This is a genomic window from Actinophytocola gossypii (assembly GCF_025165815.1).
In the GTDB taxonomy this organism is placed as follows: domain Bacteria; phylum Actinomycetota; class Actinomycetes; order Mycobacteriales; family Pseudonocardiaceae; genus Actinophytocola; species Actinophytocola gossypii.
In genome coordinates this window covers 168,793-192,981 of the sequence record NZ_JAFFZE010000015.1, presented here as the reverse complement: position 1 = coordinate 192,981, position 24,189 = coordinate 168,793, and the positions used below count along the sequence as shown (strand labels likewise).

Below are 24,189 nucleotides of genomic sequence, written 5' to 3'. Positions count from 1 at the left end.
CACACCTCAGGCAGCCCGCCGTACCGCGTTTCCCTGGTCGGACGGTGTCGGGAGGGAGTTGTCGGCGACCCAGTCGGTGCGCCGCCGCCACCACGGCCGGTGCAGCGCACGTGCGGCACGCAGGTGCTCCAGGGCGACGCCGCTGACGGCGCGCTCCAGGCGGTAGTCCATCTCGGCGCGGACCATCTCGGGCGTGGTGTTCATCTCGACTCCTCGTCGCTCGTCCTTCGTTGACGAGGTCGAGAGTCGTCCTGAGACCGCCGACCGAGCATCGGACGGTTGCGCAATGCCCTCAGGATCGTCGTGCCTTACCCGTACGGGTGAGGCGGTAAGGGAAGCGGTAAGGGCGGGCCGACGGGGTGCGGAAACCCGGTAAGGCACGCGCCGGACCTCATATGAGCCGGTGCTCCAGGGTCTGGAGAGCACCCGCTACCTAATCGGATGTGTCGGACAAATCAGGCGCTGTCGTAGCGTCCCTCCTTCAGGACACCCACGAAGGCGTTCCACCCGGCCCCGGCGAACGCGATGTGACCGGTCTCCGGGCTCTTGGAGTCGCGCACCGCTGCGCCGTTTCTGGCCACGACAAGCTCGACACAGTCGTTGCCCGCTCCGCTACGGCTGCTCTTCCGCCATACGGAACCTGTCAGGTCAGAAAGGGTCACACTCTGCTCCTCTCAAAATAGACGCTAGGCCAACCGGTCGGCGGCCCGCTCGACCATTGCGATGGTGTCATCCGGTTTCAATGCCGCCGCACGCAAATGGTCGAACATCAACGTATACCGATGTACGTCGGATGGCTGTTCCAAGTAGACACCACTTGTCGTGTACTCGACGTACACGACGTCCGGGTCGGCCTGCTCGGGGAAGCCGAGGATGAGGAACGGGCCCTCCATCCCGGCGTGCGCACCGGCGGCGAACGGCACGACCTGCAGAGTGACGTGCGGCAACGCGGCCAGCTCGACCAGGCGCTCCAGCTGCTCGCGCATGATCTCCGAGCCACCGACCGTGCGGTACAGCACGGCCTCGTCGAGCACTGCCCAGTACTCCGGCGGGTTGGCGTCGGCGAGCAGCTTCTGCCTGGTCAGTCGCGCCCTGACCCGGCGCTCCACATCGGCCTCCGTCGCGTCCGGACTGATCGCGCGATGCACCGCCCTGGTGTAGCCCTCGGTCTGCATGAGACCCGGGACGAGCAGCGCCTGGGCGGTGTGCAGCGAGGCCGCATCGGACTCGAGACCGACGAACGAGCCGGTGAACACCTCGTTGTAGGCGTGCCACCAGCCCTTCTTGCGGGCCTCGCGGGCCAGTTGGACCAGCGCCTCGCGCTCGTCGTCCTCGATGCCGTACACCTCGAGCATGTCCCGGACGTCGCGCGGGGTGACCCCGACGTGCCCGGTCTCGATACGACTGATCTTGGACGCCGAGCATTCCAGCTTCTCGCCGACCTCGTCGATGGTCAGCTCCGCGGCCTCGCGGAGCCGCCGCAGCTCGCTGGCGAGCCGTCGGCGGCGGACCGTCGGGCTGGGACCTCGCGCCAACTCGGATCACCTCACCTGGTTGTCATGGGCGCGTGCGGGTTGCCGTGCCGGGACGATGCTCTCACCCCGGGTACGAGCAACCGAGCAAGAAAGTGGGGAAACCGAGAACAGCGTGCCCGCGATGCCCCGGCGAATTCCATCCACGCCCCACCCTGTCACCCGATCGTGTATTGCAAGTTGCAAAATGCGGGTCTCTTGGCGCAAGCTGCTAATGCGACCGGAGGCGTCCCGCCGAAGATCGCCGCCGCATCGTTGTAATTCGCCCCGTGACCCGGGGAACACGCAACGGCGACGAGCCAAGGTTAACCGCTCGTTATCGAACGTCCAACGGGAGTGACGGTGCGTAGTCCGATCTTTGGTCAGCTGGAGACCTCGCTGGCCGAGTATCTGGTTGACGTCGCACGCGGCGCGAGCCACGGCGACGACCGGACCGTGGCCCGGATGGCCCGCCACGAGCTGCCCCGCCTGGTCGAGGCGCTGCGGGCGGTACTGGACGAGCACGCGCCGGACGAGTACGGCCGCTGCCCCAACTGCCGCGCGAGCCGCTTCGGCCGCACCCCCGCGCCGTGCCGGGCCTACCTGAGCGCGCACCTGTGCCTGGTCGCCCCCGACGACGAACAGCCAGCCCCCGTCGAACGGACGGCCCCCATCCGCCGCCCCGTGGTGCTCGCCGACCCCCGCGGCCTGATGCGCGCCCCCGGCTGACCGGACCAGCACGACCAGACCACGAGCGCGGGTTCGCCCAGCCCACGCTCGTCGCGGGTGCCCCGCTCCCCCCATCTCTCCCACGGAGCATCCGCAACGGTGGGTCCGGGACCGTCCCCCGACCGGTCCCGGACCCGCCCCGCACCCGCACCGCCGAACGGGAACGTACGACTCACCGAACGGGAACGTACGACTCGCGAGGGGCGCGAGTCGTACGTTCCCGGCGGGCGAGTCGTACGGTCGCGGCGGTTCAGGGTGGGTCAGCAGGCCTTCTCCCAGCTGCACTCCACGGTGACCTCGTGGGACGAGACCTTCGGGCCGGGTCGGGAGGTCTCGCCGCCCTCCTCGGCCAGGCGGATCGCCACCTTGTCCTCGATCGCCTTCGTGTTCACGCCGATCGTGTTGTTGGTGACCATCGAGAAGATCCACCGGTCGCCGGCCGCCGTGTCCACGTAGCCCGACAGTCCGGACACGCCGGTGAGCGAGCCGGTCTTCGCGTGTACCGCGCCGTCCGCCGCCGTGCCGTCCATCCGGCTGCGCAAGGTGCCACCCACCATGCGCTCGGACTCCCCCGCGATCGGCAGCGCCTCGTACCAGTCCGCGAACCACGGCCGGTCGACCGCGCCGGCCAGCAGCTGCGCCAGCTGATCCGGCGAGATCTGGTCCATCCGGGACAGCCCGGAGCCGTCCACCAGGGACAGCTTGCCCGTCACACCGAGCCCGGCCAGTGCGTCGGCCACCGCCGGCCGGCCGGCGTCCCAGCTGCCCTCGCCGGCGACCTTCCGGCCGATCGCCTTCACCAGGATCTCCGCGTGCAGGTTGTTGGACAGCTTCAGGAACGGCACCTGCAGCTCGCGCAGCGGCATCGACTCCCGGGACGCCAGCACCCGCGCGTCCGCCGGGGTCGCGGCCCGCACGGTTCGGCCGAGAACCCGGACGCCGTGCCGCTCCAGCGCGGCGCGGAACAGGGACGCGGCGTAGTCCGTCGGCTCCCAGACCGCCATCCACTCGGTGGTCGCGGAGCCGTCCGCCGGGATCGAGCCGGTGATCGTGAACGTGTTCCCGCCGTGCTCGCGGTCGACGGAGACGGTGTCGTCGGAGCCGGCGGCACCCGTGGTCGCCTCGTTGACGATCCGCACGTAGTCCGTCGGCGGCTCGGTGGTCACCACCGCCGGGCCGCCCGCCGCACCGGGAGCGACCCGGACGATGATCGAGCCCGCGTCGTAGTCGGTGTCCGGCGACGCGGTCAGCGCAGACACCTGCGCGTTGTAGTAGTACGGCTCGTCGTCCCAGGCCCAGGACACGCCGAGCCGGACGTCGTCGAACCAGGTGTCGTCGGCCGCCAGCCGGCCGGTGACGAGGCGCACACCGCTGTCGGCCACCCGCTCGGCCAGGGCGTCGTAGTCGCCGGCCAGCATGGTCGGGTCGCCGGTGCCCCTGAGGTACAGGTCGCCGTGCAGGACCGGGCCGGTGCGGCGCGCGGGCGTGGCGACGGTGGTGGTGAACGTGTGGTCCGGGCCGAGGATCTCCAGGGCGGCGGCCGAGGTGGCGAGCTTGGCGTTCGACGCGGGCTGCTGGCGGCGTTCGCTCGCGCGCTGGTAGACGACCTCGCCGTCGAGGGTGGTCACGACCAGGCCGACGTCGGCGCCGGCGAGACCGGGGTCGGCCAGGATGGCGTCCAGGTCGGCGCCCAGGGTGGTGTCGTTCTGGGCCTGCACGGGGGCGGCGCCCACGAGCAGGATCAGGCCGGCCAGCAGGGCGGTCAGGCGTACGGGTCTGCGCACAGGGGCTCCCGGGGTGAGCAGGGATCGTCAGGTGAAGGATCCTCCTACCCCGCTGCCTTCCTGACAATCGGCAACCAGTCGCCAACTAGTCGAGGATCCGGAGCAGGCCCTCCTGGACCACGGTCGCGATCAGCGTGCCGTCCCGGGTGAAGAAGCGGCCGGTCGCGAGCCCCCGCGCCCCGGACGCGCTGGGCGACGCGCAGTCGTACAGGAACCACTCGTCGGCGCGGAACGGCCGGTGGAACCACAGCGCGTGGTCCAGGCTCGCGCCGACGACGTTGTCGAAACCCCAGTACGCGCCGTGCCGGACCAGGACCGAGTCGAGCAGGGTCATGTCCGAGGCGTAGGTCAGGACGCAGACGTGCAGCAGGTCGTCGGCCGGCAGGATGCCGTCGGCGCGCATCCACACCTGGCTGCGGGCCTCGGTGCCGCCGCGCTCCCGGGAGACCCACGGCGGGTCGGTGACGTAGCGGATGTCGATCGGGCGCGGCATCGTCGCGAACACGCCGAGCTTGTCCGCGTGCTCGGCGATGATCTCCGCCCTGGTCGGCAGCGTCTCCGGGTCGGGCACGTCCGGCATCCGGTCGGCGTGCTCGATGCCGGGCTCGACGTGGTGGAAGGACGCGGACAGCGCGAAGATCGCGTTGCCGCGCTGTACCGCGGTCACCCGGCGGGTGGTGAACGATCGTCCGTCCCGGATCCGATCGACTTCGTACACGATCGGGACGCTCGGATCACCCGGCCGGATGAAGTACGCGTGCAGCGAGTGGACCTTGCGCTCGGCCGGCGCGGTGCGACCGGCGGCCACCAGCGCCTGGCCGGCGACCTGCCCACCGAACACCCGCACCGGCGACTGCGGCGGACTGACCCCGCGGAAGATGTTCTCCTCGATCCGCTCGAGGTCGAGCAGCGCGACCAACCGATCCACCACCGGCTGGCCGTGCGCCGCCTCACCCGACCCGGCACGCAGCTCGGCCAGGTCCGCGGCAGCCTGCCGCGCCGCTTCAGTCATGGGATGGTCCGCCGCTCCTCGAGCCGGGTTCGGCTCAGGCGTGGTCCTCCTCGCCCAGCCGGTGCACGCGGATGAGGTTAGTCGAGCCGACCGTGCCGGGCGGGGACCCGGCGACCACGACCACCAGATCGCCCGGCTGGTATCGCCCGATCGAGAGCATGGACGTGTCCACCTGGCGCACCATCAGGTCGGTCGAGTCGACCGACGGCACCATGAACGTCTCCACGCCCCAGGTCAGCGCCAGCTGACTGCGGACGGCGGGCTCCGGGGTGAACGCCAGCAGCGGCAGGTGCGTGTGCAGCCGGGCCAGCCGCCGGACGGTGTCCCCCGACTGGGTGAACGCGACCAGGGCCTTGGCGTTGAGCCGCTCGCCGATGTCGCGCGCCGCGTAGGACAGCACGCCCCGCTTGGTGCGCGGCACGTGGGTCAGCGGCGGTACCACCGTGGACTCGCTCTCCACGGCCTCCACGATCCGGCTCATCGTCTGGACCGTCTCGATCGGGTACCGGCCGACGCTGGTCTCGCCGGACAGCATCACCGCGTCGGCGCCGTCGAGCACCGCGTTCGCCACGTCGGAGGTCTCGGCGCGGGTCGGGCGGGAGTTGTTGATCATGGACTCCAGCATCTGGGTCGCCACGATCACCGGCTTCGCGTTCTCCCGCGCGATCTGGATGGTCCGCTTCTGCACCAGCGGGACCTGCTCGAGGGGCAGCTCGACACCCAGGTCGCCGCGGGCGACCATCACGCCGTCGAAGGCCAGCACGATCGCCTCGAGGTTGCTGACCGCCTCCGGCTTCTCCAGCTTCGCGATCACCGGCAGCCTGCCCTTGCCGACCCGGTCCATCACCTGGTGCACCAGGTCGATGTCGGCCGGGGAACGCACGAAGGACAGCGCCACGAAGTCCACGCCGAGTTGGAGCGCGAACTCCAGGTCCTCGATGTCCTTCTCCGACATCGCCGGCACCGACACGTCCATGCCGGGCAGCGAGATGCCCTTGTTGTTGCTGACCTTGCCGCCCTCGGTGACCTCGCAGACCACGTCCGGCCCCTCGACCGCGGTGACGGTCAGCCCGACGTTGCCGTCGTCGACCAGGAGGCGGTCGCCAGCCTTCGCGTCCCTGGCGAGGCCCTTGTAGGTGGTGGAGACGCGCCCGTGGGTGCCCTCGACGTCCTCGACGGTGATCCGGACGACGTCACCGACCTGCCAGTCGACCTTCCCGCCGGCGAACGTGCCGAGACGGATCTTGGGGCCCTGCAGGTCGGCCAGGATGCCCACCGCGCGGCCCGACTCGTCGGAGGCGGCCCGGACCAGGTCGTAGACCTGCTTGTGGTCGCTCTGGCTGCCGTGGCTGAAGTTCATCCTGGCGACGTCCATGCCGGCCGCGACCAGTTCGCGCACCTTTTCCGGGGTCGCGGTCGCCGGTCCCAGAGTGCATACAATCTTTGCTCGTCGACTCACGGGTACGCAGCCTAGCGCTGATCGCTGGAACGATCCCGAGATACCCGTCAGTAACCACCGGATCGATCCAGAACGTTATCGCCCTGTTCGCTTTTCGGTGGTTCCGACATGGCTCCAGGCCCACTCGTTGAACGGGCGCACCGCGCGGAAGGCCCGGCGCACCCGGTCGATCAGGGCACGCTCGTGCAGTACGTCGTCCGGCGGCCAGACCCGCATCGCGTACACCGACCGGTGCCGCAGCAGGTCGATCCGGGGGTGGTCGGGGTCGACGCCGCGCGGTCGGGTACGCAGCCGGTCGCCCCTGATCTCCCAGCCCGCCTTCGCCAGCCGGGCGACGATCCGGGCCAGCTCGGGCCCGTGCAGGTCCTCGGCGACCGCGGCGCGGTAGCGGGCGAGCTGGTCGGACTCGAGGTGGAAGCAGCCGCCGCCGACCCGCAGGCCCTCGGTGCCGACCTCGACGTAGTAGGCCCCGGCGCCGCGGCCCGGCTCGATCACGCCGCCACAGTGTTCCTTGTACGGCCGCTTGTCCCGGGCGAACCGCAGGTCGCGGTACGGGCGGAACACGGCGACCCTGGTGTCCTCGGTGGCGAACTCACCGGCCAACTCGGCGAGCAGGGCTTCCATCGGCGCGCGCACGTCGGCCTGGTAGACGTGCTTGTTGTCCAGCCAGTACGGCCGTGAGTTGTCGGCGGCCAGGCCGTCGTAGAAGTCGACGGCGTGCTCGCCGAAGCCCTCGAACCGGGTGTCCATCGCGGGTCAGGATATGCCGGACGGGTGACACCCTGCGGGTGCCACCCGTCCGGGTCACGCGGGTCAGGCCGCCTGCGCGGCGTTGTAGACGCCCTGGGCGTCGGCGCCGAAGTACGGGCCGAACATCCAGGTCGGAACGAAGTTGATCTTGTAGCTGTTCACCGAGGTCTGGATGCCGGCCCCGGTGGCCTCGTCGAACTCCTGGAACCACGGCCCGCCGCTGGAGCCGCCGGTCATGTCGCAGGTCATGCCGATGCCGTCGCTGATCAGCGCGTTGAACGTGCGACCGCTGCAGTAGATCATCCGGGTGCCGTCGTACGGGTCGGCCGCCGGCCAGCCGAACGCGTACATGTCCTGGATCTTCGGCTGGTTGAAGGCAACACCCTGGCCACCGACGACGTCGGTGAGGCTCTGCCCGTCCAGCGGGTTCACCACGGCCGCGCCGACGTCGTAGTTGATGTCCTCACTGGCCTCCCACTGCGGGGTGGCGAGCGTGGCGCGCGCGGTCCAGGTGCCGTGCGGGGCGTTCCCGTTGTCGTAGGCGGGCACGAACACCCAGTCGGTGTGCCAGGCGCCGTCCATCTTGACGCAGTGCCCCGCGGTCATCACGACGCTCTTGTTCCCGCTGGTCACCGCGTTGCCGCTGCACGAGGCCTGCCGGCCGCCGTAGGTGAAGAACACGCGGCCGGCGGTGGACTCGACCGCGCCGCCGCCGGTCCACTCACCGCCGCCCTCGGGGAACGCCATCGGCAGCACGTCGTTGAGCAAGGACGTGGTCGGTTCGACGACCTGCGGCGCGGCGCGCCGGACGTCCTGGGTCAACGCCGACGGGTCCACCGACGGCAGCAGCCGGTCGAGCGGGATCGCGGCGCGCATGGCCTCGGGCGTCCACTTGGCGGCGATCGACTCGGCGGAGGCCGAGACGTGGTGCACTGCCACGGAGGACGCCGGTGCGGGTGCGGCGCTCGCCGGTGCGGCGAGGGCCGCCACCGCGAGACCGCTCGCGGCGAGGGTGACGGCGGACCGCCAGTAACTCTTCATGGATACCTACCTTTCGGATCACCCGTTCGTGGTCATCCGTGCAGGGGATAGGTGGTCATGATGACCAACGACAGAGCAACGCCGGGGTTACTCGAACGAGTGACACATGCGCGACGGGTGACGGGAGGACGAATGGCCGTGCGGGACGTGCTGGTGGTGGACGGCCGGACGCTGCGGTGCGCGGACGTGGCGCTGGTCGCCGGCCACGACGTGGCGGTGGAGGTGGCACCGGCCGCGGCGGAGCGGGCGGAGGCGGCGTGGCGGCTGGTCGCCGAGCTGTCGGCCGAGCGGGAGATCTACGGCCGCACGACCGGCGTCGGCGCGAACCGCGACCTGACCGTCGAGGAGGACGCCGGCCCGGAGCACGGACACCGGCTGCTGCGCAGCCACGCCGGCGGCACCGGCGGCCCGCTGCCGGCTCCCACTGTGCGCGCGATGCTGCTGATCCGGCTGAACCAGCTGGCGGCCGGTGGTTCCGGCGCGCACCCGCGCCTGCTGCCCGCGCTGGCGGCGACGCTGTCGTCGGGGGCGCTCCCCCGCGTGCACCGGACCGGCGCGATCGGCACCGGCGACCTGACCGTGCTGGCGGAGACCGCGCTGACGCTGTCCGGGGAGCGCCCGTGGCTGAGCGGGAGCCTGCCGCCCGTGCCGCTGGACACCAGCGACGCGCTGGCGTTCATGAGCAGCAACGCGGCCACGCTGGCCGAGGCGGTGCTGGCCGCCCTCGACCTGGACAGGTTGCTGCGGGCGAGCCATGTTGTGGCGGCGTTGTCGTACGTGGTGCTCGGTGGCTCGCCGGAGGCGTACGCGACGCCCGTGCACGCGGCGCGGCCGCATCCCGGCCAGGTCCGGTGCGCGGCCGAGCTGCGCCGGCTGCTGGGCATGGCCGGGCTGCCCAAGCCGGGCAGGCGGATCCAGGACCCGTACGGTCTGCGCGCGTTCCCGCAGGTCCAGGGCCCGGCGCTGGACGCGCTCGACTACCTGCGGGAGATCCTCACGGTGGAGATCAACGCCGCGACCGAGAACCCGATGGTGTCGCTGTCGGCCCGTGACGTGTTCCACCACGCGCACTTCCACACCGCGTACGTGGCGGTGGCGCTCGACCAGGCGAGGGCGACGGTCCACCACGTCGCCGAGCTGTCCGCGGCCCGGCTCGGCGACCTGGTGGAGCCGTCGTTCACCGATCTGCCGGCGTTCCTGGCGTCCGGCCCGCCCGGGAGCTCGGGGGTGATGATCCTCGAGTACGTGGCGCACGACGCGCTGGCATCGCTGCGTCAGGCCGCGCTCCCGGTGACCCTTGGCACGGCGGTGGTGTCCCGCGGGGTGGAGGACCACGCGAGCTTCGCCACCCAGGCGGCGCGCCAGGCGACCGAAGCGGCGGCGGCCTACCGGAAGGTGCTGGCGTGTGAGCTGGTGGCGGCGGTGCGCGCGCTGCGGATGCGTCCGGCCGACCTGATGGACCTGCCGGTCCGGGCGGCGTTCGAGGTGGCCGAGGCCGAGCTGGACCCGGACCTGGCGGACCGGCCGCTGTCGGCCGACCTGGACGCGGCGGCGGCGCTCCTGGACACGATCGCCGACTTCTGACCGGTCACCGGCGGCAGGCGGCGAGCGCGGTGAGGATGACCTCGACGAGCCGTTGGCTGGGATAGGGGTCGGCGAGCCCGCCCGAGGCGGTGAGGGTCTGCGGACGGGCGTAGGTGAGGCCGACCAGGCAGTCGAGGGCGAGGTCGGTGTCGAGGTCGGCGGGCAGTTCGCCGCGCTCGATCGCCTTCCGCAGCATCGCGGTGCCCGCCGCGCGCCGGGGTTCGCGCAGGGCGTCGTAGAAGGACCGGGCGAGCCCGGGGTTGCGCATGGCCTCGGCGCCAAGGTCGGCGATGACGCGGGTGACGCGCAGGTCCTCGCGGAACGCGGTGGCGTGGGTGACGTAGGCGGTGACGTCGTCGGCGAGGGTGCCGTTGTCGGGGACCGGGACGCTGGTCCACCCCAGTTCGGCCACGACGTGCTCGACCATGTCCTGCTTGGACGACCAGCGACGGTAGATGGCGGCCTTGCCCACCCGGGCGCGCCGGGCCACCGCGTCCATGGACATGCGGGCGAAGCCGGACTCGACGAGCTCGTCCACGACGGCCGAGGTGATCGCGTCGGTGACGTGTTCCCGCAGCTGCGCCTGCCGGGGCCGGTTCGCTTCGCCCATGGCCGCAGCGTACTACGGAACGGAACGGTAGCGTTCCATGGTTGAATGGAACGGAACCGTTCCGATCTGCTTGAGGAGGGCTGGAGATGGACACCGAGGTCGTGGTGGTCGGCGCCGGGCCGAGCGGGCTCACGCTGGCCTGCGCGCTGCGCCTGCACGGAGTCGCGGTGCGAGTGGTGGACGGCGCTGCCGGACCGGCGACGACCTCCCGGGCGAACATCCTGCACGCGCGGGGCGTCGAGGTGCTCGACCGGCTCGGCGCGCTCGGCGACCTGCCGGACCGGGCGCTCACCGCGCTCACCGTCACCCAGTACCTCGACGGCCGGCCGGCGATCACGGTCCGGTTCGGCGACCACGGCCTCGGCACGGCCCGGCCGGCGCTGTACGTCTCGCAGGCCGAGATCGAGGAGCGCCTGCGGCGTCGGCTGCGCGAGTCGGGTGTCGAGGTCGAGTGGGGCACCGTGCTGACCGACCTGCGGCAGGACGAGGACGGGGTCACCGCCGTACTCGGTTCCGGCACCGTGACCTGCCGCTGGCTGGCCGGCTGCGACGGCGCGCACAGCACCGTGCGCAAGCTGACCGGGATCGAGTTCCCCGGCGTTCGCCTCACCGAGCAGTTCCTGCTGGCCGACGTGCACGCCGCCTGGCCGATCGACCGCGCGGGCGGGCACGGCTGGCCGCACCCGGACGGCCCGCTGTTCGCCCTACCGATGCGCGACGGCGGCCGCGAGGGCGACCTCTGGCGGCTGATGGCCTACGACCCGGGCGGTCCGAGCGGCGAGGGTGCCGTCCTGGATCGCCTTCGCCGGCTGGTGCCCGAGCGGACCGGGCGCGACCTCCCGATCGAGGACGCGGTCTGGACGTCGGTGTTCCGCGTGCACCGCCGGCTGGCCGACACCTACCGCCGGGGCCGGGTCTTCCTCGCCGGCGACGCCGCGCACATCCACAGTCCGCTGGGCGGGCAGGGCATGGTCACCGGAATGGGTGACGCGGAGAACCTGGCGTGGAAGCTGGCCATGGTGATCCGCGGCCGCGCGGCGATGTCGCTGCTCGACACCTACGAGGCGGAACGCAGGCCCCTGGCGACCGAGGTGCTCCGCCACACCACGACCGCGACCCGGTTGCAGGTGGGCGACGGCCCGCTGACGCGGTTCCTGCGCAGGCGGGTGTTGATCCCGGCCGCCGCCCTGCCGTCCGTGCAGCGGCGGGCCAGCCACCTCGCGTCGCAGTTGTGGGTCAGCTACCGCCGTGGCCCGCTGGCGAGGAGCGCGCGGTCGCGCCTGGCCCGTGGATCACGCCCCGGTGATCGCGTCCCGGACCTGACCTGCGTGCGCGCGGACGGCACCCGAACCCGCCTGCACGCCGAACTGGGCTCGCGCTGGGCACTGCTCGCCCCGGCCGACGGCTTCGCCGACCACCTCGCCGCGGCCCGCGCCCACCTCGGCGAGGACGTCGTGCCCCTCACCTCGCAGCAAGACGACGCGTGGTTGATCCGCCCGGACGCCCACCTCGCCTGGCGCGGAGACCACCCCGCCCGACTCACCCACTGGCTCGCCGATGCGTTACGGCACGAGCCGTAGCGCGCAACGGGCAGTTCCTGTCCTCAGTCGGTGGTGTTGGCGACGCCGTATCTGGCTTCCATCATCAGTACGGCCTCGTCCACGACGTTCGACATCGATGCGTCGTCGGGAGACCAGTTCATCAGCAGCATCCGGGGCCAGAAGACGTAGTTGGAGATCATCCCGAGGAACTGGGTCGCCGCCAGCTCCGTGTCGTCCAGCTTGGCCGTTCCCATGGCGTTCTCGGTCTCGAGATAGCGGCGCACCGAGTCGAAGTAGGGCATCTTGCCGCGCTCGAAGTGGGCCTCGCCCAACTCGGGGAAGCGCGGCAGTTCGGCGATGACGATGCGGAAGAGCGCGGCCATGCCGGGCCGGGTGAGGAGGGCGACGTACCGGCGGCCGATCGCCGTCAGGCCCGCCCGCAGGTCGCCCGTCGGTGGGCGGAGGTCGCCTTCGTCCTCGACCTTCCAGGACTCGGTCACGATCGCGTCGAACAGCGCAGCCTTGGTCGGGAACTGCTTGAACAGGGTCGCCTTCGACACCCCGGCCATCTCGGCGACCTTGGCCAGTGACGTGCCGGCGTACCCGGCGTCGAGGAACAGTCGGGTGGCGGCCTCGATGATGGCTGCCCGCTTCTGCTCGGCAACGCGCCGGTGGTAGGTCGATGGCTCCGTCGTCATGGACGTCATGATACGCGAGACGAGTCACTTGACTCACCACCCGTCGCGGACGTAGCTTGATGGCGAGATGAGTCGCTCGACTCACCACTGTTCGCAAGGAGGACCGCGCCATGGGCCGCTTCGACAAGCAGACCGTTCTCGTCACCGGCGGCACCGGCGGGCAGGGCGCCAGCCACGTCCGGGCCTACCACCAGGAGGGGGCGAATGTCGTCGCCGCCGCGCTCTCCGAAGGGCCGGGCAAGGAACTCGCCGCCGAGCTCGGCGAGCGGGCTTTGTTCGTCCGCCTGGACGTCACCGATGAGGACGCCTGGGCCGCGGCGGTCACCGAGACCGAACGCCGTTTCGGGCCGATCGCGGTGCTGGTCAACAACGCCGGCATCCAGAACCCCGCGGTGCCGATCGAGGCGATCGAACGGCGGGTCTGGGACCGCGTTCTCGAGGTCAACCTCACCGGCACGTTCCTCGGCATCAAGGCCGTGACCCCGTCACTGCGCCACAACGGCGGCGGAGTGATCGTCAACATCGCCTCCACGATGGCCCACGTCGGCACGTCGCTCTACGCGCCATACGCCGCGAGCAAATGGGCGCTGCGCGGGCTCACCAGGACCGCCGCGCTGGAGCTGGGCCGGGACGGCATCCGGGTCAACTCCATCCACCCCGGCGTCATCTCCACGCCGTTGATCACCGAGCCCATGGCGGGCCAGCCGCCCATCGCGGACTTCTACTCGCCCGAGCCGTACGCCGTCCCCCGGATGGGCACCCCGGCCGACATCACCGCTCTGCTCCTCTATCTCACCTCGGCCGACGCCGCATTCGTCACGGGCTCGGAGTTCGTCGCGGACGGCGGGCTCCTACTCGGCCCCGCGCTGCAGCCCGACACGACGGCGGCGTGACGGTCGACAGAGTGCGGATCTGTGCGACCGCCGCGCGACACCGCTCCGACGTCCGTTCGCGTCGGGGTGCACGACCTCCCGGGTACCTGACGCACGACGTCGATGGTGACCCGGCGACGCTGGAAGGCGACCCGGGTGGCCGGCGCCGTTGCCGAACCACCCGGGCAGGACTTATACGACCGCCAGCGGCAGCGCGGTCGGGTGCACCGGCGCGGGCAGGTCGGACGCACCGGTCAGGTACGCGTCGACGGCGTTCGCCACCGAGCGGCCTTCGGCGATGGCCCACACGACCAGGGACGCGCCTCGGTGCGCGTCGCCGCAGACGAAGACGCCTTCGGTGGGGGTCTGCCAGTCGGGGCCGCAGGAGATGGTGCCTCGGGGGGTGAGGGCGAGGTTCAGGCCGGACAGGAGGGGCATGTGCTCGACGCCTTCGAAGCCGATCGCGAGCAGGACCAGTTGGGCGGGGACCTCCTCGACGTGGTCGCCGACCGGTGTCACCTCGCGGCGGCCGGTGGACGGGTCCTTGCGGACGACCACCTCACGGAGGCGTACCGAGTCGACGGCGTCGTCGCCTACGAACTCCTCGACGGCCACCGCGAAGCGGCGCTCGCCGGCCTCCTCGTGCACGGGGTAGTTGCGCAGGATCCACGGCCACACCGGCCACGGGCTGATCTCCTCGTCGCGAACCGCCGGGGGCTGGGGGTACTGGTCCAGCTGGGTCACCGACAACGCGCCCTGGCGGGTGGCGGTGCCGTAGCAGTCGGCCGCGGTGTCGCCGCCGCCGATGATCAGTACGTGCTTGCCCTCGGCGGAGATCGACGTCGGGCCGTCGCCCTCGCACTCCTTGTTGGCCGCTACCAGGTGGTCCATCGCGAAGTGGACGCCGTTCAGGGAGCGGCCGGGGAGGTCGGGGGCGTCCCGGCCGCGCAGCGCGCCGACGGCGAGCACCACGGCGTCGTACCGGGCGCGGAGCGTCTCCACGGACAGGTCGCCGGGCTTGTCGCCGCCGACCTCGCAGCCGGTCACGAACCGGGTGCCCTCGGACCGCAGCTGCGCCAGGCGCCGGTCGAGGACCTTCTTCTCCATCTTGAACTCGGGGATGCCGTACCGCAGCAGGCCGCCGAGGCGGTCGTCGCGCTCGTAGACGGTGACCTCGTGGCCGGCGCGGGTCAGCTGCTGGGCCGCCGCCAAGCCCGCCGGGCCGGAGCCGACGACCGCCACCCGCTTGCCGGACGACACCGTGGACTGCCGCGCCCACACCAGGTCCCGTTCCCAGGACGCGTCCGCGATCGCCTGCTCCACGCGCTTGATCGCGACCGGGCCGCCCGAGTCCTGCGAGATCGACAGCACGCACGCCGCCTCGCACGGCGCCGGGCACAGCCGGCCGGTGAACTCCGGGAAGTTGTTGGTGGCGTGCAGGCGGTCGCTCGCCGACGCCCAGTCGCCGACGCGGACCAGGTCGTTCCACTCCGGAATCAGGTTCCCGAGCGGACAGCCCGCCGAACCGGAGTGGCAGAACGGGATCCCGCAGTCCATGCACCGGCTCGCCTGGGTGCGCACCTGCTGGTCGCGCTCGGCCGGCTCCTGGTCGAGGTAGACCTCGTGCCAGTCCGACAGCCGGTCGGCGACCGGACGCTTCGGCGCGTCCTTCCGGTTGTGCTTGAGGAAACCACTGGGGTCAGCCACGTCCCACCCCCGTCGCGGCCGCCATGACCGCCTCGTCGATGTCGCGGCCCTCGGCGGCGGCGAGCCGCATCGCCTCGAGCACGCGCTGGTAGTCGCGCGGCATCACCTTGGTGAAGGACGCCGCGCGCCGGGTCCAGTCGCCGAGCAGCGACGCCGCCACCGCGGAGCCGGTGAGCTCGTGGTGGCGGGTGACGGTCTCCCGCAGCCACCGCAGGTCCTCGCCGTTCGGGCGCTGCAGGTCGACCATGGCGGGGTTGACCAGCTTCTCGTCCAGGTCGAGCACGTAGGCGATGCCGCCGGACATGCCGGCCGCGAGGTTGCGGCCGGTCGGTCCGAGCACCACCGCGCGGCCGCCGGTCATGTACTCGAACGCGTGGTCGCCGACGCCCTCCGCGACCGCGACCGCGCCGGAGTTCCTGACACAGAACCGTTCCCCGACCCGGCCGCGGAGGAAGACCTCACCGCCGGTCGCGCCGTAGCCGATCACGTTGCCGGCGATCACCTGCTGCTCGGCCGCGAACGCCGCGTCCGGGTGCGGGCGGACCACGATCCGGCCGCCGGACAGGCCCTTGCCGACGTAGTCGTTGGCGTCGCCGACCAGGTCGATGGTGATGCCCGCCGGCAGGAACGCGCCGAGCGACTGGCCGGCCGAGCCCTGGAGTCCGATGTGGATCGTGTCGTCCGGCAGGCCGTCGCCGCCGTAGCGGCGGGTGACCTCCGAGCCGAGCAGCGTGCCGACGGTGCGGTTCACGTTGCGCACCGGCAGTTCCAGCCGGATCGGGTGCGCGTCCTCCAGCGACGCCTCGGCGAGCTGGATCAGCGTGCGGTCCAGCGCCTCGGCCAGGCCGTGGTCCTGGGCGCGGACCCGCCGCCGGGCGCCGCCGTAGCTGCTCTCCGGCACGGCGAACACCGGCGAGAGGTCGAGCCCCTTGGCCTTCCAGTGCTCGACCGCGTCGTCGACGTCGAGCAGCTCGGCGTGGCCGATCGCCTCGTCCATGGTGCGGAAACCCAGCTCCGCCAACATCTCCCGCACCTCGTTGGCGACGAAGTGGAAGAAGTTGACCACGTGCTCGGCCTGCCCGGTGTACCGCTCGCGCAGGGTCGGGTTCTGGGTTGCGACGCCGACCGGGCAGGTGTCCAGGTGGCACACCCGCATCATCACGCAACCGGCGACGATCAGCGGCGCGGTGGCGAAGCCGTACTCCTCGGCGCCGAGCAGCGCGGCGACCACCACGTCCCGCCCGGTCTTCATCGCACCGTCCACCTGCACGGTGATCCGGTCGCGCAGGCCGTTGAGCAGCAGCGTCTGCTGGGTCTCGGCGAGGCCGACCTCCCACGGCGTGCCGGCGTGCTTGAGCGAGTTCAGCGGCGAGGCGCCGGTGCCGCCGTCGTGCCCGGAGATCAGCACCACGTCCGCGTGCGCCTTGGACACCCCGGCCGCGACCGTGCCGACGCCGAGCTCGCTGACCAGTTTCACGTGCACGCGGGCGTGCTCGTTGGCGTTCTTGAGGTCGTGGATGAGCTGCGCGAGGTCCTCGATGGAGTAGATGTCGTGGTGCGGCGGCGGGGAGATCAGGCCGACGCCCGCCGTCGAGTGCCGGGTGCGGGCGATCCACGGCCACACCTTGTTCGGTGGCAGCTGGCCGCCCTCCCCCGGCTTCGCGCCCTGCGCCATCTTGATCTGCAGGTCGCTCGCGTTCACCAGGTACTCGCTGGTGACGCCGAACCGGCCGCTGGCGATCTGCTTGATGGCCGAGCGCCGCTCCGGGTCGTAGAGGCGGTCGGTGTCCTCGCCGCCCTCGCCCGTGTTGGACCGGCCGCCGATCCGGTTCATCGCGATGGCCAGGGTCTCGTGCGCCTCGGCGCTGATCGAGCCGTAGGACATGGCGCCGGTGTTGAACCTGGTCAGGATCGACTCGACCGGCTCAACCTCGTCCAGCGGAACCGGGGTGCGACCCTCCTTGCGGAGCTTGAACAGCCCGCGCAGCGCACCGCCCTCGCGGTTGAGCCGCTCCACCTCGTCCACATAGGACCGGTAGACGTCCTCGCGGCGGGTCTTCGTCGCGTGCTGTAACAGGAAGACGGTCTCCGGGGTGAACAGGTGCAGCTCGCCGTCGCGACGGAAGGCGTACTCGCCGCCGGACTCCAGCCGCCGGTGCACCCGGTCGGTCGGGTTCTCCGGGTAGGCGCGGCGGTGGCGCGCGGCGACCTCCTCGGCGATCACGTCGAGGCCGACGCCGCCGAGCTTGGAGCTGGTGCCGGTGAAGTACTCGTCCAGCACGTCGCCGGCGAGCCCGAACGCCTCGAACACCTGGGCCGCGGTGTAGGCGCCGACGGTCGAGATGCCCATCTTGGACATGATCTTGAGGACGCCCTTGACCAGCGCGGTGACGTAGTTGCGGATCGCCTGGGCCGGCTCGATGCCGGTGATGGTGCCGCGGCGGATCTGGTTCTCGATCGTCTCGAACGCCAGGTAGGGGTTGACGGCCGCGGCGCCGTAGCCGAGCAGCAGGGCGATGTGGTGCACCTCGCGCGCGTCGCCGGTCTCGACCACGAGCGCGACCCGCAGCCGCTCCTTGGTGCGCACCAGGTGGTGGTGCACCGCCGCGACCAGCAGCAACGACGGGATCGGCGCCATCCGGTGGTCGGAGTCCCGGTCGGACAGCACCAGGATCCGCGCGCCGGCGGCGATCGCCTCGGACGCCTCCCGGCGCACCCGTGCGATCGCCGTCACCAGCGCGTCGCCGTCACCATCCACTTCGTACAGTCCGGAGAGGACGGTGCAGGCGTAGCCGGGCATGTCGCCGTCGTCGTTGACGTGGATGAGCTTGGCCAGCTCGTCGTTGTCGATGACCGGGTACGGCAGCTGGATGTGCCGGCAGGACGCGGGACCGGGGTCGAGCAGGTTCTGCTCTGGGCCCATGATGCGCTGCACCGAGGTGACGATCTCCTCGCGGATCGCGTCCAGCGGCGGGTTGGTCACCTGGGCGAAGTTCTGCTTGAAGTAGTCGTAGAGCAGCCGGGAACGCTGGGACAGCGCGGCCGGCGGGGTGTCGCTGCCCATCGAGCCGATCGGCTCCGCGCCGGTCAGCGCCATCGGCGCGAGCAGGATCTTGAGCTCCTCCTCGGTGTAGCCGAAGGAGAGCTGGCGGCGCAGCACGGACTCGTTGGTCTGCACCACGTGCTCGCGGTCGGGCAGGTCGGCGATCTTGAGCAGGCCGGCGTGCAGCCACTCCTCGTACGGGTGCTCCTCGGCCAACGCGGTCTTGATCTCGTCGTCGTCGACGATCACGCCCGCCTCGGTGTCCACCAGGAACATCCGGCCCGGCTGCAGGCGGCCCTTGGCCACCACCCGCTCCGGCGGCAGGTCCAGCACGCCGGTCTCGCTGGCGAACACCACGCGGTCGTCGGTGGTGCGCCACCAGCGCGCTGGGCGCAGGCCGTTGCGGTCGAGCACCGCGCCGACGAGCGTGCCGTCGGAGAACGTCACGCTGGCCGGGCCGTCCCACGGCTCCATCAGGCTGGAGTGGAACTGGTAGAAGGCCCGCCGGCGCGGGTCCATCGTGGTGTTGTTCTCCCACGCCTCGGGGATCATCATCAGCACCGCGTGCGGCAGCGACCGGCCGCCGAGGTGGAGCAGTTCGAGCACCTCGTCGAACGAGGCGGAGTCGGAACCGTCCGGGTCGCAGACCGGGTACAGGCGAGTGAGGTCGCCCGGGACGAGGTCGCTGGCCAGCAGTGCCTCGCGGGCGCGCATCCGGTTGCGGTTGCCGCGGATCGTGTTGATCTCGCCGTTGTGCGCGACGAACCGGAACGGGTGCGCGAGCGGCCAGGACGGGAACGTGTTGGTGGAGAACCGGCTGTGCACCAGGGCGATCGCGCTGGCCAGCCGCTCGTCGGTGAGGTCGGCGAAGAACACCGGCAGCTGCGCGGTGGTCAACATTCCCTTGTAGACCATGGTGCGCGCGGACAGCGAGGGGAAGTAGACCCCGCAGCCGGCGGCGACGCTCTCGTGCTCGGCACGCTTGCGCAGGCAGAAGGTCAGCCGGTCGAGCGCGACCCCGGCCGGCCGGCGGCCGCCGGCGTCGGCGTGCGCGGCGAGGAACGGCATCGAGAAGTGCGGCATCACCGACAGCGCGGTCGGGCCGACCCCGGCGGCCTCCGGCGCGATCGGGACGTCCCGCCAGCCGAGCAGGTCGAGGCCTTCCTCGGCGGCGATGCGCTCGATCATCGCGACCGCGTTTCCCCGCTCCTCTGGGTCGCGGGGCAGGAACGCCAGGCCGGTGGCGTAGGTGTGCCGACCCCGCTCGTCGGGAGCCGGCAGGTCGAAGTCGACGACGTCGCGGAGCAGGGCGTCCGGGAGCTGGAGCAGGATGCCGGCCCCGTCGCCGCTGGTCGGCTCGGCGCCCGCTGCGCCGCGGTGTTCGAGGTTGGCCAGCGCGACCAGGGCGTCGTTGACGATCCCGTGGGACCGGCGGCCCTGAATGTCGGCGACCATGGCCACGCCACACGCATCACGCTCGGCACTGGGGTCGTAGAGACCCTGCGCGGTGGGAATGGCAGAAAAAATCACGCGTCGACCTCCCTCGTCGTCCTCGCGCTCAGTGGTGGTACCTGGGCGCGGGACGGCGGTGGCCCGCATGTTGACGCGAGCTTAACAGTCCCGAAACCCGTGAGCTACGCATCGAGCATGGATTTTCCGCGTCGGAAGTAACGATTTGCGTGATCCACGCGATAGACGCCGTTCGCCCTGGTGAGGACCGTCGGCGCCGGGTTTGCCCGGGATCAGGGTAACCGACCGAGGCCCTGAGGGAAGCCCTGTCCAACCTGACGACCTGTTGACAATCAGGCGTGAGAGCGCTTCCATAACACGCGGCAATATCTGCGGCCCGTTCGCGGGCACTCGGAACCCCTGCCCGAGCGTGACGAGGAGGTCACCGCCCATGCCTGTCTCCCCACCTGTCCCCCGCCGGAAACGGTTGCTCGCCATCGGCGCCGCCGTGGCGGCCGCCGTCGCCGTGGTCCCGCTGACCAATCCCGCGCAGGCCGACGTCCCCCCGCCGGACAGCGGATGGTCCGAGGTCTGGTCTGACGACTTCGACGGCGCCGCCGGTGCGTTGCCGTCGCGGGACAACTGGATCCTCGACATCGGCCACGGCTACCCCGGCGGCCCGCCGAACTGGGGCACCGGCGAGATCGCCTACCACACCGACAACCCGGCCAACGTGAGCACCGACGGCCAGGGCAACCTGCGGATCACCCCGCTGCGCGACGGCGCCGGCAACTGGACCTCCGCGCGCATCGAGACCCAGCGCGCCGACTTCCGCCCGCCGTCCGGCGGCGTGCTGCGCATCGAGGGCCGGATCCAGATGCCCAACGTCACCGGGGACGCCGCGCTCGGCTACTGGCCCGCGTTCTGGGCGCTCGGCGCGCCGTACCGGGGCAACTACTGGAACTGGCCGGGCATCGGCGAGTACGACATCATGGAGAACGTCAACGGGATCAACTCCGTGTGGGGCGTGCTCCACTGTGGAGTGGCACCGGGCGGGCCGTGCAACGAGAACAACGGCCTCGGCGCGAGCCGGCCGTGCCCAGGCGCGAGCTGCCAGTCGGCCTTCCACACCTACCGGTTCGAGTGGGACGACGGCGCCAACGAACTGCGCTGGTACGTCGACGGCCAGCAGTACCACTCGGTGAGCGAGAGCCAGATCGGCGCGGACGCGTGGAACCAGATGACCACGCACGCCGGCTACTTCATCATCCTCAACGTCGCGATGGGCGGCGCGTTCCCGAACGGCGTGGCCGGCCGGGGCACGCCGGTGCCCGAGACCGTGCCGGGTCACCCGATGCTGGTCGACTACGTCGCGGTGTTCAGCCGGGGCGGCGGGGACGGCGGCGACCCCGGTGACCCGCCCGGTGACGGCGGCAGCGCCTACGACCGCATCCAGGCCGAGGGTTTCACCCAGCAGACCGGGTTGCAGACCGGCGGCACGACCGACGCCGGCGGCGGCAGCTACGTCGGCTGGGCGGCCAACGGCGACTGGGCGCGCTACGACGACATCGACTTCGGGTCGACGCCGGCGCGGCAGTTCGAGGCCAGGGTGTCCTCTGGCGCGGGCGGCGGGGTGAGCGGCCTGGTCGAGGTCCGGCTCGGGTCGCGGACGGCGCCGCCGATCGGCAGCTTCGCGATCGGCAACACCGGCGGCTGGGAGAGCTGGCGCACGGTGCCGGCGAACATCAGCCCGACGACCGGGGTGCACGACGTGTACCTGACGTTCACCAGCGGCCAACCGGCGGATTTCGTCAACGTCAACTGGTTCACCTTCGTTCGCTGACCGGGGTATGACGGCGATCCGCCTCGACCAGCCGGCCACACGGAGCGGATCGCGCGGGTCCCCTCGCACCCCGTCCCTGGTGCGAGGGGCCCGCACTTACCCCTTGTGTCCACTTTTCGTCCGCAACGTGCTGATTACGAGGTCTTGACACCGCGAGGGCAGGACGAGATCCTTCGGAATCTCATGAGAGCGCTCTCATGGGAGCGACCCAACCGCGGCACAACAACCCACAGCGACGTGGCCGGTTGCCCCGGCCGCAGGAGGCCCACATGCGTACGTCACGACTGGTGGCGCTGACGGCGGTGAGCGCCCTCGCGCTCGCCGCGTGCGGAGGCGGCGACGAGGCCGCCGATCCGAACGGCGAGATCACCCTGACGATCAACGTGTTCGGCGACAACTTCTCGCTGCCGGACAACCGGGAGCTCTACGACGAGTACGAGCGCATGCACGACAACATCACGATCGTGGAGAACCGGAGCGACATCGGCACCCACCACCAGAACCTGCAGGCCCGGCTCACCGCGGGCTCCGGCACAGCGGACCTCGAGGTGATCGAGGTCGGCCAGGTCTCCGGCTTCATCGGCCAGCCGGACAAGTTCGTCAACTTCAACGAGCAGGACGTCGACACCGCCCAGTGGACCGACTCCACGATCCAGCGCGCCTCCACGCCGGACGGCAGCAGCCTGATCGGCCTGCCGACCGACATCGGCGGCCTCGCGATCTGCTACCGCACCGACCTGTTCGAGGCCGCCGGCCTGCCCACCGACCGGGAGGCGGTCTCCGCGCTCTGGCCGACCTGGGAGGACTACGTCGCCACCGGTGACAAGTTCGTCGAGGCCACCCCGGACGTGAAGTGGTTCGACGCCGCCGGGCACGTGTTCTCCGGCATCCTCGGCAACGAGGAGGAGACCTACTACAACGCCGAGGGCGACCTCGTCGTCGAGGACAACCAGGCCGTGCGCGAGGCGTGGGACACGTCGGTCCAGGCGATCCAGAACGGCCAGTCCGCCGCGCTGCCCGAGTTCTCGCCCGAGTGGAACACCGGCTTCCAGCAGGGCCAGTTCGCCACGATCACCTGCCCCGCCTGGATGATGGGCTACATCCAGGCCAACGCCGCGGACACCGCCGGCAAGTGGGACATCGCCACCATTCCCGGCGGCTCCGGCAACTGGGGCGGCTCCTACCTGAGCGTGCCGTCGCAGGGCGCCAACACCGAGGCGGCCGTCGAGCTGGCGAAGTGGCTGACCGCGCCGGAGCAGAACATCAAGCTGTTCAAGACGATCGGCAACTTCCCGAGCCAGACCAGCACCTGGACCGAACCCGAAGTCGCGAACTACACCTCGGAGTTCTTCTCCAACGCGCCCGCCGGCAAGATCTTTCCGGCGTCGCTGGAGGACGCACCCGCGCAGATCTACGGCCCGCAGAGCACCGTCATCGGCACCACGTTCGCCGGCGCGCTGAACAGCGTCGAGCAGGGCACCGATCCGGACGAGGCGTGGGACGCGGCGATGACCGACATCAAGGCAGCCGCGGGCGAGGGCTGAGCACCCGGATGTCGACCGACCTGGACCACCGTGGGGCGTCGCCGGAGGAGGAATCCCGGCGGCGCCCCGCGGGCGCACCCTCGCCGCGCCGGCAGCGGTGGCGCTCGCGGCTCTACCGCCTGGACCTCAAGGGCTCGCCCTACCTCTACATCTTCCCGTTCTTCGGGCTGTTCGCGGTGTTCGGGCTGTTCCCGCTGGTGTACACGGCGGTCATCTCGACCACACCGTGGAGCCCCCGGCAGCCGGGCAGCCAGGACGAGTCGATCGGCCTGGAGAACTACCAGAACCTGCTGGGCGACGAGAACTTCCACAACGCGCTGATCAACACGTTCGGCATCGGGCTGGTGTCCACGGTGCCGCAGCTGCTGCTGGCGCTGGGCATCGCGCACCTGCTGAACTACAAGCTGCGCGGCCGGCTGTTCCTGCGGATGGGCGTGCTGGTCCCCTACATCACGTCGGTGGCGGCGGTCGCGCTGATCTTCAACCAGATCTTCGCCCGCGACTTCGGCCTGCTGAACTGGTTCCTCCAGCCGTTCATGGAGAACCCGATCGACTGGCGGGCGGAGAAGTGGTCGTCCTGGCTCGCCGTGTCGAGCATGGTGATCTGGCACTGGACCGGGTACAACGCGCTGATCTACCTGGCCGCCATGCAGACGATCCCGTACGAGCTGTACGAGTCGGCGTCGATCGACGGCGCGAGCCGCTGGCAGCAGTTCTGGTACATCACGATCCCGAGCCTGCGGCCGACGATCATCTTCACCGTGATCGTGTCGACGATCGGCGCCCTGCAGCTGTTCGCCGAACCGTTCCTGTTCGACACGACCCGCAACAGCAACGGCGGCTCGGAGAGACAGTTCCAGACCGTCGTGCTGTACCTGTACCAGCAGTTCTGGACCAACGGCCGCTACGGCTACGCGGCCGCGATCGCCTGGACCCTGTTCCTGGTGACGGTGGTGATCGCACTGGTGAACTTCCTGCTGGTGCGCCGGATCAGGTCGGCGGAGGACTGACG

19 protein-coding genes are annotated in these 24,189 nt (G+C 71.0%); 7 read left to right on the top strand and 12 right to left on the bottom strand.

Translation table 11 applies throughout. The features are described 5' to 3' along the window. Nucleotides 1-6 precede the first annotated feature (6 nt). The 3 genes from JT362_RS19785 to JT362_RS19775 all read right to left on the bottom strand — a co-directional run bounded on the left by JT362_RS19785 (nucleotide 7) and on the right by JT362_RS19775 (nucleotide 1,535). Nucleotides 7-204, bottom strand: a complete 198-nt coding sequence (locus tag JT362_RS19785) for a hypothetical protein (protein ID WP_260192874.1) — start codon at nucleotides 202-204, stop codon at nucleotides 7-9. A 251-nt stretch (nucleotides 205-455) separates the two neighbouring features. Beyond that, nucleotides 456-662: a DUF397 domain-containing protein gene (locus JT362_RS19780; RefSeq protein ID WP_260192872.1), complete on the bottom strand. Its 207-nt coding sequence runs from the start codon at nucleotides 660-662 to the stop codon at nucleotides 456-458. Between the two features lie 24 nt (nucleotides 663-686). Beyond that, nucleotides 687-1,535: a helix-turn-helix domain-containing protein gene (locus JT362_RS19775; RefSeq protein ID WP_260192871.1), complete on the bottom strand. Its 849-nt coding sequence runs from the start codon at nucleotides 1,533-1,535 to the stop codon at nucleotides 687-689. A 339-nt stretch (nucleotides 1,536-1,874) separates the two neighbouring features. Between JT362_RS19775 and JT362_RS19770 the strand changes: the two genes are divergently transcribed. Then, nucleotides 1,875-2,240, top strand: coding sequence for a hypothetical protein (locus JT362_RS19770; protein WP_260192870.1), 366 nt, complete (start codon nucleotides 1,875-1,877; stop codon nucleotides 2,238-2,240). A gap of 260 nt (nucleotides 2,241-2,500) precedes the next feature. On the opposite strand, the gene dacB is transcribed toward JT362_RS19770, so the two are convergent. The 5 genes from dacB to JT362_RS19745 all read right to left on the bottom strand — a co-directional run bounded on the left by dacB (nucleotide 2,501) and on the right by JT362_RS19745 (nucleotide 8,286). After that, nucleotides 2,501-4,024, bottom strand: coding sequence for a D-alanyl-D-alanine carboxypeptidase/D-alanyl-D-alanine endopeptidase (gene dacB, locus JT362_RS19765; RefSeq protein WP_260192869.1), 1,524 nt, complete (start codon nucleotides 4,022-4,024; stop codon nucleotides 2,501-2,503). An 85-nt stretch (nucleotides 4,025-4,109) separates the two neighbouring features. After that, entirely contained in the window at nucleotides 4,110-5,036 is a 927-nt protein-coding gene (tesB, locus tag JT362_RS19760) for an acyl-CoA thioesterase II (protein WP_260192867.1), read from the bottom strand. Between the two features lie 34 nt (nucleotides 5,037-5,070). Then, nucleotides 5,071-6,495 (bottom strand): pyruvate kinase, encoded by a 1,425-nt coding sequence (gene pyk / locus JT362_RS19755; RefSeq protein WP_260192866.1) that lies wholly within the window; start codon nucleotides 6,493-6,495, stop codon nucleotides 5,071-5,073. A gap of 75 nt (nucleotides 6,496-6,570) precedes the next feature. Continuing rightward, nucleotides 6,571-7,245, bottom strand: a complete 675-nt coding sequence (locus JT362_RS19750) for a DUF2461 domain-containing protein (protein WP_260192865.1) — start codon at nucleotides 7,243-7,245, stop codon at nucleotides 6,571-6,573. A 63-nt stretch (nucleotides 7,246-7,308) separates the two neighbouring features. Beyond that, nucleotides 7,309-8,286 (bottom strand): trypsin-like serine peptidase, encoded by a 978-nt coding sequence (locus JT362_RS19745; RefSeq protein WP_260192864.1) that lies wholly within the window; start codon nucleotides 8,284-8,286, stop codon nucleotides 7,309-7,311. Between the two features lie 147 nt (nucleotides 8,287-8,433). Here JT362_RS19745 and JT362_RS19740 point away from each other — a divergent pair, with 147 nt between their 5' ends. Next, a complete protein-coding gene (locus JT362_RS19740; RefSeq protein ID WP_260193233.1) occupies nucleotides 8,434-9,870 on the top strand; it encodes an aromatic amino acid ammonia-lyase in 1,437 nt (478 codons plus the stop codon). 4 nt (nucleotides 9,871-9,874) lie between these two features. Here the strand turns inward: JT362_RS19740 and JT362_RS19735 are convergent, their stop codons facing one another. Further along, complete coding sequence (locus JT362_RS19735) at nucleotides 9,875-10,480, bottom strand: TetR/AcrR family transcriptional regulator (RefSeq protein WP_260192863.1); 606 nt, start codon at nucleotides 10,478-10,480, stop codon at nucleotides 9,875-9,877. 86 nt (nucleotides 10,481-10,566) lie between these two features. Between JT362_RS19735 and JT362_RS19730 the strand changes: the two genes are divergently transcribed. Then, nucleotides 10,567-12,060 carry an FAD-dependent monooxygenase gene (locus JT362_RS19730; RefSeq protein WP_260192862.1) on the top strand — a complete coding sequence of 498 codons (1,494 nt, stop codon included), beginning with the start codon at nucleotides 10,567-10,569 and terminating at the stop codon, nucleotides 12,058-12,060. A gap of 23 nt (nucleotides 12,061-12,083) precedes the next feature. Here the strand turns inward: JT362_RS19730 and JT362_RS19725 are convergent, their stop codons facing one another. Continuing rightward, entirely contained in the window at nucleotides 12,084-12,719 is a 636-nt protein-coding gene (locus JT362_RS19725) for a TetR/AcrR family transcriptional regulator (protein WP_260192861.1), read from the bottom strand. 110 nt (nucleotides 12,720-12,829) lie between these two features. Between JT362_RS19725 and JT362_RS19720 the strand changes: the two genes are divergently transcribed. After that, on the top strand, nucleotides 12,830-13,612 hold the full coding sequence (locus tag JT362_RS19720) for an SDR family NAD(P)-dependent oxidoreductase (protein ID WP_260192860.1): 783 nt from the start codon (nucleotides 12,830-12,832) through the stop codon (nucleotides 13,610-13,612). 171 nt (nucleotides 13,613-13,783) lie between these two features. Here JT362_RS19720 and JT362_RS19715 read toward each other — a convergent pair whose 3' ends face one another. Further along, a complete protein-coding gene (locus tag JT362_RS19715; protein ID WP_260192859.1) occupies nucleotides 13,784-15,298 on the bottom strand; it encodes a glutamate synthase subunit beta in 1,515 nt (504 codons plus the stop codon). Next, nucleotides 15,291-19,871, bottom strand: coding sequence for a glutamate synthase large subunit (gene gltB, locus JT362_RS19710; protein WP_260192858.1), 4,581 nt, complete (start codon nucleotides 19,869-19,871; stop codon nucleotides 15,291-15,293). Before gltB ends, JT362_RS19715 begins: the two co-directional genes overlap by 8 nt. 370 nt (nucleotides 19,872-20,241) lie before the next feature. Here gltB and JT362_RS19705 point away from each other — a divergent pair, with 370 nt between their 5' ends. From JT362_RS19705 to JT362_RS19695, 3 genes are all read left to right on the top strand, one after another. Beyond that, on the top strand, nucleotides 20,242-21,633 hold the full coding sequence (locus JT362_RS19705; RefSeq protein ID WP_260192857.1) for a glycoside hydrolase family 16 protein: 1,392 nt from the start codon (nucleotides 20,242-20,244) through the stop codon (nucleotides 21,631-21,633). A gap of 269 nt (nucleotides 21,634-21,902) precedes the next feature. Beyond that, nucleotides 21,903-23,177, top strand: a complete 1,275-nt coding sequence (locus tag JT362_RS19700; RefSeq protein ID WP_260192856.1) for an ABC transporter substrate-binding protein — start codon at nucleotides 21,903-21,905, stop codon at nucleotides 23,175-23,177. An 8-nt stretch (nucleotides 23,178-23,185) separates the two neighbouring features. After that, nucleotides 23,186-24,187 carry a carbohydrate ABC transporter permease gene (locus JT362_RS19695; RefSeq protein WP_260192855.1) on the top strand — a complete coding sequence of 334 codons (1,002 nt, stop codon included), beginning with the start codon at nucleotides 23,186-23,188 and terminating at the stop codon, nucleotides 24,185-24,187. Nucleotides 24,188-24,189: the final 2 nt, after the last annotated feature.